At 35.9% G+C, this 20502-nt stretch carries 20 protein-coding genes; 13 read left to right on the plus strand and 7 right to left on the minus strand.

What is annotated here, in order from left to right:
* Positions 1-108: 108 nt before the first annotated feature.
* Positions 109-582, minus strand: a complete 474-nt coding sequence (locus tag BMX40_RS14650; protein ID WP_090871229.1) for a YusW family protein — start codon at positions 580-582, stop codon at positions 109-111.
* 224 nt (positions 583-806) lie between these two features.
* Between BMX40_RS14650 and BMX40_RS14655 the strand changes: the two genes are divergently transcribed.
* Positions 807-3080 carry an outer membrane protein assembly factor BamB family protein gene (locus tag BMX40_RS14655; RefSeq protein ID WP_090871231.1) on the plus strand — a complete coding sequence of 758 codons (2274 nt, stop codon included), beginning with the start codon at positions 807-809 and terminating at the stop codon, positions 3078-3080.
* 45 nt (positions 3081-3125) lie between these two features.
* Here the strand turns inward: BMX40_RS14655 and BMX40_RS14660 are convergent, their stop codons facing one another.
* A complete protein-coding gene (locus BMX40_RS14660; protein ID WP_090871234.1) occupies positions 3126-4295 on the minus strand; it encodes a PQQ-dependent sugar dehydrogenase in 1170 nt (389 codons plus the stop codon).
* A 260-nt stretch (positions 4296-4555) separates the two neighbouring features.
* Between BMX40_RS14660 and BMX40_RS14665 the strand changes: the two genes are divergently transcribed.
* A complete protein-coding gene (locus BMX40_RS14665; protein WP_090871236.1) occupies positions 4556-4966 on the plus strand; it encodes a hypothetical protein in 411 nt (136 codons plus the stop codon).
* Between the two features lie 72 nt (positions 4967-5038).
* Here BMX40_RS14665 and BMX40_RS14670 read toward each other — a convergent pair whose 3' ends face one another.
* Genes BMX40_RS14670 through BMX40_RS14685 form a run of 5 tightly spaced genes read right to left on the minus strand, consistent with a single transcriptional unit; the run spans position 5039 to position 12975 of the window.
* Complete coding sequence (locus BMX40_RS14670) at positions 5039-5491, minus strand: hypothetical protein (protein WP_090871238.1); 453 nt, start codon at positions 5489-5491, stop codon at positions 5039-5041.
* Between the two features lie 3 nt (positions 5492-5494).
* Positions 5495-7522, minus strand: a complete 2028-nt coding sequence (locus tag BMX40_RS14675; RefSeq protein ID WP_090871240.1) for an AAA family ATPase — start codon at positions 7520-7522, stop codon at positions 5495-5497.
* Positions 7519-7692, minus strand: coding sequence for a hypothetical protein (locus tag BMX40_RS20355; RefSeq protein ID WP_170840809.1), 174 nt, complete (start codon positions 7690-7692; stop codon positions 7519-7521). The genes BMX40_RS14675 and BMX40_RS20355 overlap by 4 nt, the downstream gene beginning before the upstream one ends.
* On the minus strand, positions 7655-9718 hold the full coding sequence (locus BMX40_RS14680) for a DEAD/DEAH box helicase family protein (RefSeq protein WP_090871242.1): 2064 nt from the start codon (positions 9716-9718) through the stop codon (positions 7655-7657). The genes BMX40_RS20355 and BMX40_RS14680 overlap by 38 nt, the downstream gene beginning before the upstream one ends.
* Positions 9719-9726: 8 nt before the next feature.
* Positions 9727-12975 (minus strand): sigma factor-like helix-turn-helix DNA-binding protein, encoded by a 3249-nt coding sequence (locus tag BMX40_RS14685; protein ID WP_170840810.1) that lies wholly within the window; start codon positions 12973-12975, stop codon positions 9727-9729.
* Positions 12976-13243: 268 nt separating this feature from the next.
* On the opposite strand from BMX40_RS14685, the gene BMX40_RS14690 reads away from it, so the two are divergent.
* From BMX40_RS14690 to BMX40_RS14740, 11 genes are all read left to right on the plus strand, one after another.
* Positions 13244-14149, plus strand: coding sequence for an ABC transporter ATP-binding protein (locus tag BMX40_RS14690; protein ID WP_090871308.1), 906 nt, complete (start codon positions 13244-13246; stop codon positions 14147-14149).
* Entirely contained in the window at positions 14149-15102 is a 954-nt protein-coding gene (locus BMX40_RS14695) for an ABC transporter permease (RefSeq protein ID WP_090871246.1), read from the plus strand. The genes BMX40_RS14690 and BMX40_RS14695 overlap by 1 nt, the downstream gene beginning before the upstream one ends.
* Before the next feature lie 479 nt (positions 15103-15581).
* Positions 15582-16442: an NAD-dependent epimerase/dehydratase family protein gene (locus BMX40_RS14700; protein ID WP_090871248.1), complete on the plus strand. Its 861-nt coding sequence runs from the start codon at positions 15582-15584 to the stop codon at positions 16440-16442.
* Between the two features lie 77 nt (positions 16443-16519).
* Entirely contained in the window at positions 16520-16828 is a 309-nt protein-coding gene (locus BMX40_RS14705; protein WP_090871250.1) for an MGMT family protein, read from the plus strand.
* 166 nt (positions 16829-16994) lie between these two features.
* Positions 16995-17669, plus strand: coding sequence for a thioredoxin domain-containing protein (locus BMX40_RS14710; protein WP_090871252.1), 675 nt, complete (start codon positions 16995-16997; stop codon positions 17667-17669).
* Positions 17670-18092, plus strand: coding sequence for a disulfide oxidoreductase (locus BMX40_RS14715; protein WP_090871254.1), 423 nt, complete (start codon positions 17670-17672; stop codon positions 18090-18092). It abuts the gene before it with no gap.
* A 215-nt stretch (positions 18093-18307) separates the two neighbouring features.
* Positions 18308-18802: a L,D-transpeptidase family protein gene (locus tag BMX40_RS14720; protein ID WP_090871256.1), complete on the plus strand. Its 495-nt coding sequence runs from the start codon at positions 18308-18310 to the stop codon at positions 18800-18802.
* A gap of 96 nt (positions 18803-18898) precedes the next feature.
* A complete protein-coding gene (locus BMX40_RS14725) occupies positions 18899-19168 on the plus strand; it encodes a hypothetical protein (protein WP_090871258.1) in 270 nt (89 codons plus the stop codon).
* 140 nt (positions 19169-19308) lie between these two features.
* Positions 19309-19656: a DUF2178 domain-containing protein gene (locus BMX40_RS20980; protein WP_483143697.1), complete on the plus strand. Its 348-nt coding sequence runs from the start codon at positions 19309-19311 to the stop codon at positions 19654-19656.
* 11 nt (positions 19657-19667) lie between these two features.
* Positions 19668-19859: a helix-turn-helix transcriptional regulator gene (locus BMX40_RS14735; RefSeq protein ID WP_090871310.1), complete on the plus strand. Its 192-nt coding sequence runs from the start codon at positions 19668-19670 to the stop codon at positions 19857-19859.
* A gap of 287 nt (positions 19860-20146) precedes the next feature.
* Positions 20147-20464 carry a hypothetical protein gene (locus tag BMX40_RS14740; protein ID WP_244513588.1) on the plus strand — a complete coding sequence of 106 codons (318 nt, stop codon included), beginning with the start codon at positions 20147-20149 and terminating at the stop codon, positions 20462-20464.
* The last annotated feature ends 38 nt before the right edge of the window (positions 20465-20502 follow it).

Raw genomic sequence — 20502 nt, forward strand, 5'->3', positions numbered from 1 at the left:
TACATGATATTAGATGAACATATGGAAAGTAAATCCGAAGTGAGTTAACATTGGTTTGGGCACTGGAAAATTTTTTCGTTATTAACCCAGAACGGTTTAGCATGCATGTTATTTTTTTATCTCATATTCTTTTTCTGTTCCATCATTAAAAACGACCTCTAGGGAGGCTTTTAAGTAGTTCTCCGGTAAATGAAAGGCTGCAATGGAAGCTTCCACCGCTTCTTCGTCTGTCATTTCTGGAGTAAGCTCCAATTTTTGTAAAACCGGAAAGATAGCATCGACTGCATCGGATCCTCGTACATTCACATCGTCAAAGGGGTGATAAAACTCTGCTTCAATTAACCCATCATCATCTTCTATTTCGCCTTCAAATTCAGAGTCTTCATATAAAACATCAAAATCATATGCCCTATAATCCAATTGCTCCATTATACCTTCCATATCCATTCGATTCATTACTTCTTGGCTCTCTATTTCCGTCAGCTCCTGTGGGTCTTTTGTTGAATCTTCGTTATCAGCAGCGCATGCCACTAGAACAAAACAAGTTAAAAATAAGACAACGGAATGAAATAACTCTTTCATAATTAGATAACCCTCCAAATTTATTGTTTAAGTTAAGTATTTCCAACTTTAAAGTCGTTATTCTTGATTTCATAGAAAACAAGGTATTTTCACAGATTATTGTTGATGATACAAGTTATAAAGAAACTTCTAATTTATATGGTTATTTTTTATTCATAAGGGCAAATTACAAAGGAAGTAACGATATTTATAGTTATTCTTTATAGAAAGGAGCTCCTGTTTGAATGGAAAAATTAGAAAAATCGATGTGGATAGCCATTATTGCTGTTGTCATCATTACCGTAGGGGGATATTTTGTTTTTCAAGGAACGGGTAACAATGATCACGCGGAATCTCCAATTGAGGATACGGAGCAAGAAGATCAAGAGGGTGAGGAGCAGGGAGACTCGGGGGAGGGTGAAGCGAAGGAAAATGAAGATAGATCCCCGTCTGACCACCAATCATTTCAGCATATGGAATATACAGGGGATATTGCTCCAGACTTTTCTGCGGAAGAACTAACAGAATTACCAACAAATAATTGGATTACGTTTGGTGGAAATATTTATAATGGAAGATACTCTCCGTTAAATCGAGTTGATGAAAACAACGTAGCGGAATTAAAAGCGGATTGGGTTACTAGTCTTGGGTCTGGTTTTGATTTTAAATATTCTGGTGAAGCCACACCGCTTGTATATGATGGTGTCATGTTCACCATCACAGGTGCCAATAATGTTTCGGCGCTAGATGCGACAACAGGTGAAATCATTTGGGAATTTCGTCCGAAGCTACCAGATGATTTGGACACGCTTTGTTGTGGTTGGGCAAGTCGAGGAGTTGCACTAGGTGATGGGAAAGTTTATGTAGCATTATTAGACGCAAGACTAGTAGCACTAGATCAAAAAACTGGTGAAGTAGTATGGGAGACACGAGTTGATGAATGGGAAAAAGGATACACCATTACTAGTGCACCACTTTTTTATGATGGGAAGGTTTATACAGGGATAGCAGGTGGAGAATACGGAATTCGAGGATATGTGGCTGCCTATGACGCAGATTTAGGAAGGCAAATTTGGAGGTCATATACGATACCTGCTCCTGGAGAACCTGGGCATGAAACGTGGCCAGAGGATAACGATGCCTGGATAAAAGGTGGGGCGCCAGTTTGGCAAACACCAGCAGTAGATCCTGAGTTAAACATGATCTATTTTGCAACTGGTAATACATCTCCAGACCTTGATGGGAGCAATCGAGAGGGAGATAACTTATATGCCGATTCGATGCTGGCACTTGACGCAGACACCGGTGAATATCAATGGCACTTTCAACAAGTTCACCATGATATTTGGGACTTAGATCCAGCCAATCCAGTTGTTCTATATGATGTAGAAATGGATGGAGAAATGAAAAAAGGAATTGCTCAAGCAGGTAAAACGGGCTGGGTTTATATGCTAGATCGAACAAATGGTGAACCATTAATAGGTATTGAAGAAAAAGAAGTGCCTCAAAATGAAAATCAAAAAACTTCACCTACACAGCCTTTCCCAGAAGGAGATGCCTTTGTACCACAAGAGATTACCGAAGAAGATATCGAACGAGATCTTCCTGAGGATTTCGAAGGAGAAGTAGGGAGCATCTTTACGCCATTCTGGGATGAGCCAGTAACAATTAAACCATCGCCACAGGGTGGAGGTAATTGGCCACCATCTGCATATAATCCAGATACAGAGTTATTTTACGTATTAGGTAATGATAACTACTTTGCATACGCACATTATGCAGAAGATGAAGCAAACAAGTTTGAAGAAGGAAAGGAATGGATCGGTAGTATTTGGCAACCGATTTCCGATGCACCATTTGGTGGTACTGTCACTGCATTAGATATCAAAACGAATAGGATTGTTTGGCAAAAAGAATGGGACACCATTGCATATAGTGGTATTTTAACAACAAAAGGGAACCTCGTATTTGTAGGTCATAATGACGGGCGAATCATTGCTTATAATGCTACAACCGGTGATCAAGTATGGGAGTTTATGACAGACGCAGGAGCAAACGCCCCACCAATTACGTATGAAGTGGATGGAAAACAATATGTCTCCATATTCTCTGCTGGAAACTCCTTAGCTGGAACAAAGCATGGGGATAAGATTTATACTTTTTCATTAGATGGCGAGTTTGAGTCGTTAGAAGATATTTCAGATGAAGATATAAATCGTTCTCCAATTCAAAGCGATGAGGCAGAAGAAGCTGAGGAACAAAATGAAAGCCAAGGTTCTGCTGTTGAAAATGGACAAAAGGTATATGAAAATAATTGCCTAGCCTGTCATGGGGCCGAAGGTGTTGGCGGACATAACGGACCTAACCTACAGAATAGCCCAATGTTAGACGATGATGACAGTTTGATCCAACAAATTCTACACGGTAGTGGAGCAATGCCTGGGTTTGAAGATTCGTTAGATGAAGATGAAATCAACGCATTAGTTGAATATCTAAAGAGCTTAAAGAATGAAGAATAACAAAAAGGTAACCATTCTACGGAATGGTTACCTTTTTAAATTTATTCATTCAGAGCTAGCCTTTTCTGTAAGTGGTAAATTTATTAAACGATCATCTTTTTGTTCAGGATTACCACGTTCATCATGGTTATTTGTTATTGTAAACAAGGAATTATCTTCAATCAGAACATCCCTTAGTCGGCCAACTTCATCAAAGAAATCGGACGTTTCACCATTTGCAATATCGTAGGTGAAAATTTTGGCACCAGCTAAGGAAGCGATGTATAGCTGACCCTCATTATAGGCCATTCCAGAAGGAGCCCATGTATCTTCACCAGAGTGAAGAACTGGCTGTACCATATTTTCTGCTTCTTCATCACCTTGAATCTCTGGCCATCCATAATTTTTTCCTGCTTCTATTAAATTTATTTCATCATGGCCATCTTCTCCATGTTCGGAACTATAAAAATTCCCTTCACTGTCCCATGCAAAACCTTGTGGGTTTCGGTGTCCATAAGAAAATACGTAGGAATCCTCAAATGGATTGTCTTCAGGTATATCACCATTTAATTCAATACGGAGAATCTTACCAGCTAAACTGTCAAGGTCCTGCGCATGTTCTGCGTGCCCAGTATCTCCAGTTGTTGCATATAGCATTCCATCAGGACCTACTTGAATACGACCTCCATTATTAATTTCACCACCAGGGATTTGATCAAGTAAAACTTCTTCTTCTGTCCAAGTGTCTTCATTTAGTTTTAGACTAATGATACGATTGAGAGTTTCACCATCTTTTTGGTAAGTATGGTAAGCGATTGCCTTGTAGGAAGTTTCAAAATCTGGTGTTAACGTAAATCCAAGAAATCCACCTTCTCCTTCGTGGAGGACTTCTTCTGATACATCTACGTGCTGAACGTCCACGATCCCGAAGTCACCATCAATTTTTATAACGGTTCCATCTCGTTGACTTAGGAAAAAGTTATTGCCACTTTTGTTAATTGTCCATGGAATAAATAGGTTGTTCGCATGAATACTCCCATCGTCTGAAGCTACTACTTCAATCGACTCTTCCAATGCTTCCACAGCATCTTGTTCAAATAAATGATCTTCTTCTGTATTCGTCGTTTCATTTTGATCATCAGTTGCGTTATCTTCACCTGTATTGAATAACAATACAAGCCCTACTGCAAGTATTAGTCCTAGTAAACTTACATACAGAAACATAGACTTTTTCAAAAAATCACCTCTTATTTACTTGTAATCATAAATAGCATTAACAAAGGTAGATTATTTTAAACATATAAAGATAGATTTTATAGGAAATACCTATAAGAGATGGTAAAAATAACTAGGTCTGATGGCTCAAGTATTGTGATATAATTGGGCTGATTCATGGGGGAGCGAATGGAAGGAGGGCAGGCAGGTATTTTCATAGACATTCAAAGTTACCTATAAGATACATAGTTTAAACTGTTAGTTAGAAAGGGCTGAGGGGCATGAGTGAAAAAATATATCATTTTAATGAAATTGAAATAGCAGTTGAAATACATACATATTTATTACAATTACCTGGTGTTGAATACGATGAAAGTGCTAACGGACCAACCATTGGATACAAACATATTGACCAAACGTTTAAGATGGCAACAATGCACGGGGGAGCTGAATACCAATCCTTGGTATTGCATGTGGATCCTGATAATCGATTGTCAACGTTAGGGAAGAAGATTCAAAAAGAAATCGAAGAAATTTTAAACTTTGATATAAAACAGTTAAGAACACATCCATTAAAAGCGAATGAGGTATATATTCCATTAGAAAAGTTGGACTATCAAGATCCTATTTCACGTATTAAAGAAATCATTCATGAGACGTATGAGAAACAAGAATCAACAATCACCATATAGAAATCAAAAAAGAAACCCACTTAACTAGCGGGTTTCTTTTATTTGGTGCCTGGCACCGACGAAATTCGACATTTAGAATGGTATGGCTTGGGCGTCGGAGTAGATGTAGCCGAGTATGTCAATTTCGTATTCGCTATAGTTGGGGTCTAGCTTGTTTCCGTCCCAACGATTTCCAAATACTTCTGATATTAAGATTTCCATTCCACCTTCTGCATATTCCTCTAATCTTTTTCTAGCTTGTCTGCGGAATTCATTATCATCAAATTGCTCAATATTCTTTCCGAGTTCAGGATCCCCTAAAAGGATCGAATAAATAGTAGCCCGTTGGCTCGTATTAAAGTAGTTGGAACGAAACTCTCTACCACGGGTTTCAATTGGTGATCTACGATTATTTTTGAAGCCGATACTAGCACAAATACTGAATAAATCCTGGTATTTAACATCAAATTTCGTATTTAGATGAATATAAACTTCTTCATACTTTTCACTTGTATAGAAAAGAATTTGATCCATTAAAAAGTCCATGCTTTACCCCCTTGTCGCAATTGTTTCATTAAGATCAAGTTCAACAATTTCGGAATGGCCAGTTTTGATTTGATCGAGTCTATACCATTTTCCAAGCTTTCCAGTTGCTTTAAATTCCATTTCCTCTGTTTTAGATAGCTCCGTATCTGTTAATAGAAGAATCCATTGTGAAGATAGTCGAGGAATGTTTTGAATTAATTGGTCTCTATTTGTACCACTAATACGACCGAACGGTGTATCCATGAAAAGTGGAAATGAGATATCCGTATAGTCACCTGCAGCAACCTTGGCTAATGACGTAATAAATGATAAAGCAACAACCTGACGTTGACCCTGCGAGATATCTTGGGTTATGTTGACTTGATCCCATCCAATAATTTCAATTTCGTATTTTTCATTAATATCAATTTTACTGATCAATTCTTTGTCTTTACTATCAATTAATAGTTTAAAAATAGATGTAGCTTCTTCCGTTAGTCGGAGTCGCATGTTATCACTGTACTCTACAAAAACTCTCTCAAACTGTTCCTTTAATCCTTCAATATATTCTAGAACCTTTGCATCGACCTTTAAGCTTTCATTTTGGCGTAGTAAACGATTAAATTCTTTTTCCTTCGCCTTTCTGTTATTTTCTTTCTCGATGATTTGATCCTTCATTTTAGAAATATCCACCCGAAATTCATCTAATTCGTTCTTTTTATTTTTTAAAGTGGATTCCAAGTGGCTAAGATTTTCTTGTTCCTGAGCCTTATTTTCAATGTCAGCTTGAAAGTCATCGAGCTGTCGGTCAATTGCAGCAATATTATTTTTAATTTCTCTAAATTCCTTCAAGCTTTTATTTATTGAGCGCATTTGGTCTTCTTCGCTAATTTGGGCGTCATGAATACTAGATGTAACTAGCGAAACAAGAGGGGTGAGGTTAGAGCGTTTAAAGTTTTCCTTTAAAAATTCCACTTGTTTTTTATGCTTTGGATTTTCCTCAAGATTCGTTCCACAGCATGCGCAAACTAATTCATTTAATGATTTCTCGATAACTTCTATTGGAATTAAATCTTGCTGATCCACTAGCACCTGATCCAAATAGTTTTTAACAGAATGGTACGTATCCTTCAAAATCAGGTTTGGTCCATTAGCAACGAGGAGATTTTTCATTTCATCTTTTTTTGCTTTTAATAAACGCTGCTCATACGTTTTCCTTTCTTTTGTTTCGCGGTATTTATCCTGTATTTTTCGAACATCTTCATTTTCTGCAAGTTTGGTTTCAATCTCTTCGATTTCTGTAGAACAAGCTAACATATTGGATTCTTTTAGAGAAACTTTCTCTTCTAAGTCGGTAATTTCATTTGCTAAAGCCTCAATTTCATTTTGCTTTTGGTTTAAATCAAGGTTTTGCGAATCCTGTAGTAATCTACGTTTTTCCGTAGCATGAAGCTTATTCAATAGTTTGATGGCTTCCTCTAATTTATCAATGTGAAGAAGCTTTACAATACCATTTTTCACTTCTTCCTTTACACTTTTATCTGTCTTTGTTAAGGTTTCTATTTTCTCAGCGTCAAAGAGGAAGAAATCCTTAATACTTGCATGAAGGATGTCGTTTATTATTCGGTAAATTTCATCTTCATCGGTAATCGAGTCGGGACTAAAATTACCATTTTCATCAGTAATGTACAATTCAACCTCGCTCATGCGTTCTTTGATAATTTCGCCTGTCTTAATCCCCATGATCCTGCGATTAAGTTGATATGTTTTCCCTTTGGATTCAAATTGTAGTTGAACTTCTGCTTCTACGGGTAAATTCTTCGCTTCTTCCAGTGCGATAAAATTTACTAAGTGTATTTTTTCCTTTGGATTATCTTGCTCAATATGGGTACTACCGTATAATCCAAACATTAATGCTCGAAAAATACCAGTTTTTCCTTTTCCGTTTTCTCCAAAGATAATCGTTATATTCTGTTCACCACTAGCAAAAATTATTTCTTGTTGGCCATAAAATTGCCTAAAGTTGTTTACTGCGATTTTTTTTAATTTCATTTATTCATATCCTCCAAAACCAGTTCTTTAATTTCTTGGCGAATACGGTCTTCAATTTGTGTATTAGACAGATTTCCGTTTTCGATGTCTTTCATTAGTAATTTTGCTAATTTAGAAAGATGATCAGGAAATTCATTGATTCGTTGATCTAATTCCTTGGTTGTTTTCATGAGGCCCCTCCATTTGCTTAAATTCGTTATAAACTTCCCATGGTAATTTATCCATTAAATATTCAAGGTGGTAGGGAGCTAAAAAGGCTCCAATTTCTTGTCTTGCACGATAGCTATTAATGGCAAATCGTGAGAACTCCGAAAAGCGAGGGAGTTCCTTTGATGCGATCGATTTGTACATCTGATCATTTGCAATAGACGGCAGGACAATAAAATCATAAATCTTAGCAATGTTCTTACCAGGGTGTGCACGTAATATTCTTCCACGACGTTGCACGAATTCCCTAGGGTTAGAAGTACTAGCAAGAAAATAAGCTTCTTTTGTGCTTGGTACGTCAACGCCTTCATCTAAACATTTAATAGCAACCAGGATCTGAATCGAACCCCGGTCGAAGGCATCTAAAATTTTCATGCGTTCTTTTAAACTTACCTCCGAATCAAAACGATGAACACGGTATCCTAAGTCAGCAAGTCCTTTTGTAATACCCTCGATTTCACCCGGTGCACAATAGACTAAGGTATGTTTAACACTTTCCCTATCTTTCTGATCAAAGAGTGAGAAAAGCTTCTCCTTCTTGGCTTCTGCTTTACTAATTAGTAAACTTCTTTTTCGGTTTACTTCACTAATTTCTTCGTTATTTAATTTCTCATCACTATACAAATGAATGAGTCGTTTTGTCAGTTGATCATAACGATGTAGCTCATGGTCTGTTAAGTCAGTTTGTATCGGATGGTAGCTGTATTCCGTCAAAGCTCCATTCCTAATCGCGGTTTTCATATCGTATTCGTATACAACAGGTCCGAAAAATGCAGTTATATAGTCCGTACCGTCATCATCCCACCATCGTTGTGGAGTTGCTGAGAGTCCTACTTTAGCATCCATATCCCCTAGAAGATTTTTTCGTAGGCTTCTGACACCGAAGTAATGACATTCATCAGCAATCAAAAAAGCATTACGCTTTATACCGGCAATATAATTATTAAACTCCTTTGAAGCAGCAGTCTTGTATGTTGTAATAGCAACATGGTGATCAATGATTCCTAAATTAAAATCTCGAATATCGGCTTGTAGTTGATTCATCCAAGTTTTTTTACTACCGTAGCATTTTGTTATAGTTGAAAACCCCATCATTTCACAGTTTTCAATCCATTGTTCAACCAAATGGGTGAAAGGTACGATAATAACAAGAAACATGCGTTTTCTGTCATTCAAAAAAGCTTTGGATATTAATAAACTTGTAATTGTTTTGCCTGTTCCTGTAGCCATTTCTAAAATTCCATGCCAGTTATTTACTTGAATAGATTGAATAGCTTCTTCTTGATAAGGACGTGGTTTTATAACTTTTTTGAATGATGACCCCGGCTTATGATTGGTACGATAACTAGCGAGTTTCTCTTTAATAATATTTGGGATTTCAATAACTTTTAAACTTGGAGTTGTATCATTCCACAAATTTTCGAAGTCCTTTTCCATATCTCCAATTCGTTCCAAATCATGATCTTTAAAAAACACATCAATCTTTTCAAAGTTATCTCGTATTCCACCAACGGTTTCATTGGCAGAACCAGAGAATGCGATTCGATTTCCTACTTCGTCAAAAAAAATCCCAAATTTTTCATGATACAAACTATTATTCTTGGTAAAAGCGATTTTAATTTCTAATTTATCTTTATAAATTAACCAAGCTAACGTATTGAAAGCATCCGTTTCAATGGTTTTCTTGCTCATTTCTAACTCACGTAACAGAGATTGAATAACAACATCTTCTTTTGCCTTGTAGCCAAACTCAATGGCGTCCACATCTTCTTTGGTTAAATGTGGATTGGCAATAATTCGGATTACTCCATTTTTCTCTAAAAAGACATCGAGTCCATTTGCTAATACACTTAAGCTATTACTAGTAAAATAACCAACAGCCCGATCATATCGGACAGCCTCCTGTAAACATGGTTGATAAAAATCCTGATATATTTGGTCTTGGGAGGAACGGTATTTGTATTTTAATTCAAGGTGTTCAAACGACATAAGTCCACCTACCTTAATGTGACAATTCCTATACTATCGATTTCGATAAGATCTGACCGATGTTTGATCTCATAGGGAAGCACTTTTTCTTTTCCACTACCTTTTTGACGAATAATTCCTTTATCCGATAAGAAATCGTGAATAGCTGTTTCATGGAAGTTACCATTATATTCCTTTTTAAGAACTGTATAGACCAGTTCATTAAATGTCGTAATCGGACTATCCGCTCGAACAAGTAGAATACGATCATAACGATAATCATGGTGAATTTTCTTTATTTGACGATATCCTTTTTGTACGAGGATACTTTTAATTAGATATGGGTTCCAACGAAAATCAATGGAAGGAAGGGCGCTTCGATAGCCTTCAATTTGATTTAAAGATAAATAATCTTTTTCGCCCATCTGTGCTTCAATATAATTGATTAGTTGATTTTCTACATCTTTAGAAATAGTAAAATTACTAGCAGGATAGAAAATTCCAAGATCAATCTCCATAAAATAGTTATTCTCGATTATTTTCTCTAGTAGATTAGAAGCCATTAATGGTTTATATCCATGTTGCAGTATGAAGTCTTGAATTTCTTTTCTCGTAGTCTCTTCCCTAAACTCATGAACAATTACTTCTTCAAAACTTGTAATTTCACTATCTTCCTCATACAAGAAATTGTTCTGCCCTTTTAATGTAGGAATTAAGCTCTTAATAATAGATGCAAGTTTACTTGTGCTGTTAATCTCTTTTGTTTGAATAATTGGTGCTAGTTTTTTATTAAATAATATTTGTTCAAAAATAATGCCAGATGTGGTGTATCCATTTTCCATCGTTTTTTTGGCTACATGAATGAGTTCTGTTTTTTCTGCTTCAGTAAGCCCAAGTGCACCCAATAATTTAATCGTGTTTTTTTCCCAAGAAATAATGTGATTGGAATTTGAAATAGCTAAATCTATTTTATATCTCGGCCATTTTAATTCCTGTTCTAATTGATCTCTTGTTGCAGTTCCACCTAGGTTGTCAATTGTAGCAATGATACGGTCCTCAACGTTTAAACGTTCATTGTTATCCCGATATATATCTAACGTATTACCTCTGCCAATACTAAATTTATCGGCAAGGAAGTATTTCACAATCGAGTATAGATGGAGTTTGTTTGTAATGTGATAGGGTGCTAGTTTACTTTGAAATGCTTCAAATATTTCTTCAGCATTTATGACATCTACTTCTTCAAATCGCGCAGATATATAGCTCTGAATTTGATCGATCAACTCGGAGTGAATGGATTCCGGTTCAAACCATTGGAATGTAAAGCGATCAACTAGTAGGATGTTTTCAGAATCTCGAATTCTAGCTTCAATTGATCTAGTAGAATCGCCCAACTGATAATTAAAGTGCACTTTTGCTAGATTACGTAGCTCTTCAACCGACGAATCATCCAGTTTAAACGGTTCATGGATATAGTTTTTAAAAATTAATTCAAGTACATCGATGATTTTTAGCTTATTTAATGAATAAAAAGTTCCGTATTCATGATATCCATATTTCTCTATAATCTTTTTAAGGTCTAAATCATAATCCGTTTCCAATATCTCTTCAACCGTTTCTTCGTAATCCTTTAGATTAAAAGTAGAAGGGAGTTCTTCCATAATCCCTGTTAACTTTTCAACAAACGAAGATTTTTCCTCTGATTCTAAAAAGAATGAATCAATTTCTTCTGAATACGGAAGAACAGCATCTTTCATTTTGAACATTGCCAACATATCCTGGTGTTCCGTTCCGATGATTTGTATCAGCTTGTCAGAAGGGATAAACAAATTATTTTTAGCTATCAAACGCATAATTAAAGGGAACTTTTCCCCGTGAAGCAAACTAGTAATCTTATTAACTAACTTTTTCTCCAATTGTCGTATCCGTTCGCGTGTTACATTAAAAGCTTCTCCAGTTTCTTCTAATGTTTTTTGTTTTAGAAACCGCAACTTTAATATAAGTAACTCCCTATCCTTTAGTTGGGATTTTACTTTTTCGATGGTATCTCTTGGGCTCGATAACTTGTTTAATTGGAACGACAATTCAAAAAGTAGTTTTTTATCGTTTAATGCTGTAATTGATTCAATATGTTGATTTTCTAATTCCGAAACAGTCATGACAGGGATTGCTTCCGTTGATGATAAATGAAATACTTCAAGAAGTTCGGAGACTTCCAAATCCTTCACATATGGATATAATTCACCAGTTGAAAATATTTCTATTTCATCAAGTTGATTGGAATCGGCTATTTCATTTAATGTTTCCATGATCGTTTCTACCTTTTTTGTCCCAACCCCAGGTAATTTAGCATATTCATGAATATGGTTTGCAGTAATTTCATCAATCGTTGTTATTCCTTCGTTTTTACAATATTCAACGAATTTATTATGCTTATTTTCATAGAAAGCTTCCGTTATTGTAATTAACGAAGCTGCAAGACTTTGTTTAGGGACGACGTAATTAAAGGCCTCCTCATTTTCAAGGGTGAAAACGTCTGTTCCTTCCAATTGGACACCGTATGTTTCAAGTTTGTCTGTAACCATATAAAACTTTCGATTACCTACACCCTTGGTATTTTTATATTCAACAAGATGTTTATTGGTTATATCCTCTAAAAACGTAAGATTATTTCTTCTGCAATAACTTCGGAATGAGTTGTATTTATTTTCGTTAAATATTTCATGAATTGTTCGTGAGGTGTCAGGTTCTTTGTTAGTGGAGTTATGTTCGAGTATATGGTTCGCTGCAATTTCTTTAACGGTTTGTCGAGCTGGATCTTCCTGTATTTCAAAGCTGGCATGACGAAACTCATCCTCTAACTCAAGGATGTCAATGGATGCATTGATATAGCGAAATCCATCTAGTGGAATGTGATGAAAAAAGAGGTCACTTTGTACAGCAAATCGATCGATAAAACTAGATAGACCTAGTCGCTTCCAGTTGATTTTTTTGTATCTATCCTGATTTGATGTAACAATTATATTGTTGGTTTCTTGTAATGTAAACGTTGGCAAAATATTATTCGCTTTTTCTGTGAAAAATTGAAATCCGCGTAATGTCAGTTCATCCGTTAGGTCGATAAACTTTTCTCTATCTTCAATATAAAGTCTACGAATGGCATCCATAGGGATTTTATTATCTATAGGTTGTACCGATTGAAAAAACTCGCTCAATAGTTGACTTTGAATGTTTCTTACATTATCCACATAATTAGGGATTAAAATATAATCTATCATAAGGAACACCTCCAAGTATTGTTGAAGCATATTTCTTTTGGTAATCAAATATTAATTAGACCGTCCTTTATCTTTAACTATGATTCTATTTTGTTCTATTTATAAACCTTTGTCAACACCCTTTTTTTATGGTGCCAGGCACTTGTCAAATTCCGACAAGTGCCTGGCACCTTTTTGAAACTTCCTGTTCTAGGAAATCGTATGTAGTGATATGTGCTAATTTATTCGATCTAACAATTGAAGAAGGGGTGTTTTTGTGCAGGAACCAATGCTATCATTACAAAAAGTAAATAAGATGATTGGGAGAAATCATATCATTAGGGATCTCTCATTTGATGTGAATCCAGGAGAAATCTTCGGTTTTCTTGGTCCAAATGGAGCAGGTAAAACAACCACGATACGGATGGTTGTGGGGCTTACTGGAATATCATCTGGTGATATAAGAATTAACGATTTTAGTATTACAAAGGATTATAAAAATGCCATCCAATACGTAGGAACGATTGTAGAAAACCCTGAATTATATCCTTATCTAACTGCAGAGAAAAATCTTCTGCATTATGCTCGCATGAGTAAGAATGTCACAAAAGAAGATATCAAGCAACGCCTAGAGCTTGTTCGTCTATCTCATGTCCGAGATCAAAAGGTATCAAGGTTCTCGCTTGGTATGAAACAGCGTTTAGGTATAGCTCAGGCAATGCTTCATAACCCAAAGGTATTAATTTTAGATGAACCCACCAATGGGTTAGATCCAGCTGGGGTACGAGAAATGCGTGATTATTTACGTAAAGTAGCCAAGGAAGAAAATATTGCGATATTGGTATCGAGTCACTTGCTATCTGAAATGGAGCTCATGTGTGACCGTTTTGCTATTATTCAAAACGGAAAATTAGTAAAGGTTGAAGAGGTTTCTAGTGAAGGACAAATGGATGTTGCAAGTTTTTATCGTATAGAAGTAGATGAGCCTAACAAAGCCAAAAAACTTCTATTAGATAAATATGTTGATGAAGTCGGGCTTGATGATGAAATAATTCGTGTAAATGTTACGAAGGAAAAAATCGGTAAGATTATTACTTTCTTAACAAATAATGATATGACGATTTATGAAGTCATACGAGAAAAACAAACATTAGAAGATCGGTTCTTAGAGGCAACCGAAGGGGAGGTGTCCTAATGTTATTGAAATTGATTCAAAATGAATGGATGAAATTATTTAGTCGGATTGGTACATATGTTATGTGTGGAATATTACTTCTTGGATTGGTTACTACTGCAGCTTTTACATTTTACACGAAAACCCAAGAAGAGGACTTGCCTAGTAAGGAGCAATGGGAACAAGAATTGCTCCAAGAAAATGAGAATCTCGCTGTCGATGAGCAGGAGACCAATAACAATTATATCCTTAACTATGCTAGAAGTAATCAAGCGATCAATACATACCGTATAGAGAACGACATTTCACCATATGAAGTTACTAATGTATGGACATATATCGAGTCGAATAATATGCTTATCCAACTCATTGGAGTCTTCATTATAATAGTAGGGGCGTCTATTGTTGCCCATGAATTTAATAAAGGGACAATAAAACTATTATTGGTTCGATCTGCTTCTAGAAATCAAATACTAGCATCTAAGTTTATAACGACCATTTTGTTCGGTCTATTCTTGTTAGCATTACTATTTGGTTTATCATTTGTAGTAGGAAGTATCTTATTTGGGTTCGATGGTACGGCTGTTCACCTTTCTTATATAGACGGTGAAGTTGTTGAGCGTTCAAGGATATTATTTTTAGGGTTAAGCTATTTATCTAGCTCTGTTAAACTCGTTATGCTTACTTCGTTCGCTTTTATGATATCTACTATCTTTAGAAACGAAACCATAGCGATTGCACTATCGGTTATGCTCATGTTTGTAGGAAGTCAAGCAACTAATATTTTAGCCTTGTTTACTGATTGGGCAAAATATTCGCTATTTGCAAATACAAATCTAGATGTGTATTTTACAAATGGACCAATGGTTGAAGGGATGACATTATTATTTTCTGTTGTTGTATTAATCATTTACTTAAGCCTATTTTTATTTCTCGCATTCTTATTCTTTAAGAAAAGAGACGTCAGCATATAATTTTATAGATTCCATATCGGTGCCAGGCACCTGTCAAATTTCGACAAGTGCCTGGCACCAAGATAGGAGTTATTTTCGTTTCTAATCATATCTACAAGGTCCAATTAATTTTTGACGATCTTTTCTAATTGTTTCTTACCTTCCTCTGTTAGATATGCATTTTTGTCGTTCAGGAGTTTTTTTGCTAAGTCAGTTGTCATATTATTAGGCTTATTTGCCATAAAAATATCCTCCTTTCTGCCTCTCATTATTACAGTACGCTATCCAAATAGAAAGGAAATGGACAAGTGGACTAGGAGGAGAGTGGAATTTAGTTGACTTATCAATCAGGTATCCATATCTTTGACCATTCAATGTTCGTTTTGCAGAAATAGGAATGTAATTTGACAGAAAAAGAATGCTATATCAAACTGTCAAAATTGTAAATCACGGAATACTTTAGTATGATTTCTTTATCACTAGCGAGAGGAGCATCAAACATGAAATCAGCGTTAGTTTTTGGGGGAACTCGATTTTTTGGAAAGGATTTAGTCCGATCTCTGTTAGATAGAGGGGTTCAAGTAACAATTGCAACGAGGCAAAGCAGTGAGGATTCATTTGGTGAAGAAGTGGACCGTTTAAAAGTAGATCGATTTGATGAAGGCTCTATCCATTCAGCAGTAGAAGGTAGGGAATGGGATGTTGTGTTTGATCAACTTTGTTTTTCTTCCAAAGATGCTCAGATTGCAGTTGAAGCTCTAGAAGGTAAAGTTCAACGTTATGTTTTCACTTCAACTTTATCTGTTTATGATAATGGAGAAGCAATGCCTGAGGAATATTTTAACCCGTATACGTACGAACTGAAAATGGTAAGTAAAGATGAAGTGTCATATCAGGAAGGAAAAAGGCAAGCAGAGGCTTATTTCTTTCAGCAATCCAACCTTCCCGTTGTTGCGATGCGTATTCCAATTGTACTAGGTGAAGAAGATTATACAGAAAGATTATGGCATTATGTGAATCAAATTAAAGAAGGGAATGCGGTTTATTTTCCTAATCCAAAAGTAGAAATGTGTTTCATACATCAAAGAGAGGCTGGGGATTTTCTCTCTTGGATTGCAGAATCTGATTATACTGGACCTATCAATGCATGTGCGAACGGTCAAATTTCGATGGAGGATTTAGTATCAAATATCGAAGAACAAACGGGAAGGGAAGCTACCATTACGACAGAAGAAAAATTAACTTCACCGTATGGAATTGAGCAAACGTGGTCTCTTAGTAATGAGAAAGCTACTAATTTAGGATATGCCTTTACAGAATTAAGGGCGTGGTTACCTGAACTCATTCGGAGATTAGGTTAAGATGTAAAAATTAATAGCAAAACACTTGTAAGCTGAGGAATAAATTTACAAGTGTTTTTTGTGTAGGAGGAATGCTAATGAAGCCTTTTACAGAAAAAGTTATTTTAATCATTAAGCAAATACCTCAAGGTAGTGTCATGACATATGGACAAATCGCTCGTCTGGCAGGAAGTCCTAGAGGAGCTAGGCAAGTTGTTCGCATTCTTCATTCTATGAGTAAAAAGCATCATCTTCCTTGGCATCGAGTTATTAATGCAAAAGGGAAAGTAGCGGTAAAAGATGATGCTATTTATCAAGAGCAAATCTATTCATTACAAATGGAAGGTGTCAAAGTTTCTGAAAAAGGCAGGGTAGATTTAGAACAATATCAATGGTTTGAGGAGTAAAATAGCGGTGCCAGGCACTTGTCGAATTCGACAAGTGCCTGGCACCTTTTTTTGAAAAGTATTTGAACAAAGGAGGTTTGGTGTAGAATTTATAGGAAATAATGATAAAATTATTTAATGATACTTTTTTAATCTATAAATAATCATAGTAGGTGAGGTGTTTTTAATGGCAAGTCAAAATAAATCTCCTTTTGGATTGATTATGATTGTAACATTGGTAGTTGTTGCTTTGGCTGTTGCTCTCGTAATTATTAACAATAGTATGGAATCAGATGTTGGTACTTCATTTGATGAGGCACCTTCTATTGAAGGACAACCTGTTATGGGAGAAGAAGATGCTCCTGTTACGGTTGTAGAATTTGGAGATTTTAAATGTCCATCATGTAAAGCATGGGGAGAAAATATTTATCCACAATTCGTAAAAGACTATGTAGAAACTGGTAAGGTGAAATTTGCCTATGTGAATGTGTTATTCCATGGCAATGAATCAAAATTAGCTTCCCTGGCTGCGGAATCTGTTTACAAGCAAAACCCAGAGATCTACTGGGATTTTCATAAAGAGATTTATAAGGAACAACCGGCAAGCCATGATACAGCATGGGTAACCGAAGAAAAACTGTTAGAAATAGCAAATAATTATTCCGAGATAGACACGGAACAATTACAAAACGATTTAGAAAACAATACTGATATCAACCAGGTTAACAAGGATACAGAACTGGTCACGAAATATGAGGTCGAGTTAACGCCAACGATTATGGTTGATAATGTGGTAATAGAAGATCCATTTGATTATGAAGCAATTGAGGAAGCTATTGAAATAGCTTTAGAGGATAACTAGATGGCAAATCGAAATCAAATATTCTTATATCTTGCATGGATTGTTGCACTAGCCGCAACCTTAGGGAGTTTGTATTTCAGTGAAATTCGTGGATATATTCCTTGTGAGCTTTGTTGGTATCAACGTATTTTAATGTATCCTCTTGCACTTATTCTTGGTATTGCCACTTTTAAAAATGAAAGTTCCGTAAAAAAGTATGTCCTACCAATGGCTGTGATTGGGTGGGGGATTTCATTGTTCCATTATTTGGAGCAGAAGGTACCCGGTTTCGCAGAAATTAAACCTTGTAAAAACGGTGTCCCATGTAGTGCAGAATATATTAATTGGCTCGGTTTTATTACTATTCCATTTTTAGCATTGACGGCTTTTAGTTTCATTATTATCATCATGATTTTCATTAAATCAAAAAACTTGAATAAATAACTGTTTCAGCTTAAGCGTGTAGAGGTTCTCTACATGCTTTTTTAAATCTTTATTTAGCTCATCTCAGCCGGACTGTTTGTACGAGTACATCATGGAAACCCTATTACATTTTGTGCGGTCAATCGCCCTCCCAATCCGTATTTTAAGTGAATATGAAGAACCCTTGCGTGCACCTGCATACGATATCATATGCTCAAAGAAAGAAGGGGAGATACGTGATTCACACAGTGAAAATAGGTGAAACACTTCATCAAATATCCAAAGATTATCGTGTACCGTTACGTGAAATTATTCGTGCAAATCCAGGGATAACTCCAAATATAATATATCCTGGGCAGACAATCATCATTCCAGGAGTTCCGTCACCAGAATCAAGTCCGTATTTAATTGATGTATCGATCAATAATCGTACGCTTCAATTATTTAATAATGGGGTGCTAGAAAAACAATATCCGATCGCAGTTGGAAGAATTCTTCATGAAACACCTGTAGGGGAGTACATTATCATTAATAAAGCACCAAATCCAGGTGGGCCATTTGGAACGATGTGGATGAGCTTATCAAGACAACATTACGGTATTCACGGAACGAATGATCCAAGTTCTATAGGGAAAGCAGTATCAAGAGGGTGTATTCGTATGTATAACAATGATGTTGAAGAACTGGCTACTTTAATCCCTGTTGGAACCAAGGTTCGTATTCATCTTTAGTAGCTTGGTAAAACGAATTATTTTTTCTCATAATTATAAAAAAGGATAGGAATACTAAATCGGAGTATTGATACTACATTAAATGGAGGTACAACAATGGTACAACAGAATTTACAGCAACAGTTACAACAAGCAAGTCAGGATATCAAACAGGCTCGAGAAGCTTTTACCCAGGCACAAGGATCAGATGTTGAACTACTTAAACAAGCACATGAACAATTACAACATGCAGAACAGCAATTACAAAATGCCCAAAAGCAAGCCGGAGATGAAGCAACACAAAATTCGCAGTTTCAACAAGCTTATGAACAATTACATGATATACGTCATGAAATGCAAGAGGTAAAGCAAAAATTCAATTTTTAATGAAAAAACACATGGAAGACGGGGCCTTAACTGGAACCCGTCTTTGTTGTTCCTCGTTCTACTTTTAGCAATTTATATATTTAAATCTTGGCTTTAAAGAGTTCCCGTAAGAAAATGTTTTAACACAGTAATGATTTTCAATGGTTGTCGTTTTTAGCTGTGAAATTTATAGGGAGGGAACTAAAAAATGGATTGGGTTAAACTTATATTCGGTCTTATTGTTAGTTAGCGGAATTTTGATTTTAGTTGCAACATCTTTACAAAAGGGTGATGAAAGAAGGAAGTTTATCAATATGAAAGCTCAATCATATGCATTTATCGTAGTTATGGGGGTGCTAATTTTAGAAGTTGTACAGTCCATTTACCTAACGATTCAAGGGAATACTTCTTATAATGGTAATGGAATTTCGCCATTAGTATTTCTGTCAGTAATTTCAATTATATATCTGGTAACATTACTAATTTATAGGAAAAAATATGGTGATTAAATGAAAATCACATTAAGAAATTAAGAAGCTCAGCTAAATTATCCCAGGCAGAACTAGCTAAACTCTGTAAAGTATCCAGACAAACAATCAATGCAATTGAAAACGATAAATATGATCCTACGTTACAATTAGCGTTTGACATTGCCGCTGCGTTGAATACCACAGTAGATGAGCTTTTCATTAGTGATTTTACTAGGAAGTGAAATTTCGACCTCATAATGAGATCTTTTATTTTGCAGTTGATCGATTCATAAAACAAAGTATCATTACGCTCAAAGGTACCTTATGGTTAATGAATTCCACATCTGCTTAAAGCGTTTTAGATTTAACTATTCAATAGTAGGCAAGTGTTCTTCTAAGACTTGCCACAATTTTAATTAATAAGTATATAAAATCTTTATAAAATTAATTATTCTGCCTAGTCATTATTGATACGAAGTCATAGGCTATAGTGTGCAAGTTAATCTATTGTCAACAAAGGAGAATTTATATGTACGGAAGAACAATGCCGATGTATAGAGATACAGATCCGAGATTTTTTGCGCCAGGTGGAGCCCTAAGTCCGCTAGCAACAGGTCTTATTGGAGCAGGATTAGGCTATCTTGGTGGGGAAATATTTGGTCAGCAACCAGGTTATGGTTATGGACCAGGTTATGGTGCTTATAACCCAGGGGCAGGATATGGTGGTTACGGTCAACCTGGAATCCCAGGTGGTGGATATGGATATCCTGGTCAAGCGATGGGAGGCTTCGGAAATCCAGGAGCTGGTTATGGATTTCCTGGGTACGGTCCTGGACCGTTTAGATAAAATCTTAAAGGTGCCAGGTACCTATCGATTTACGATAG

The sequence above is a fragment of the Oceanobacillus limi genome (assembly GCF_900111445.1).
Taxonomy (GTDB): Bacteria; Bacillota; Bacilli; order Bacillales; family Amphibacillaceae; genus Ornithinibacillus; species Ornithinibacillus limi.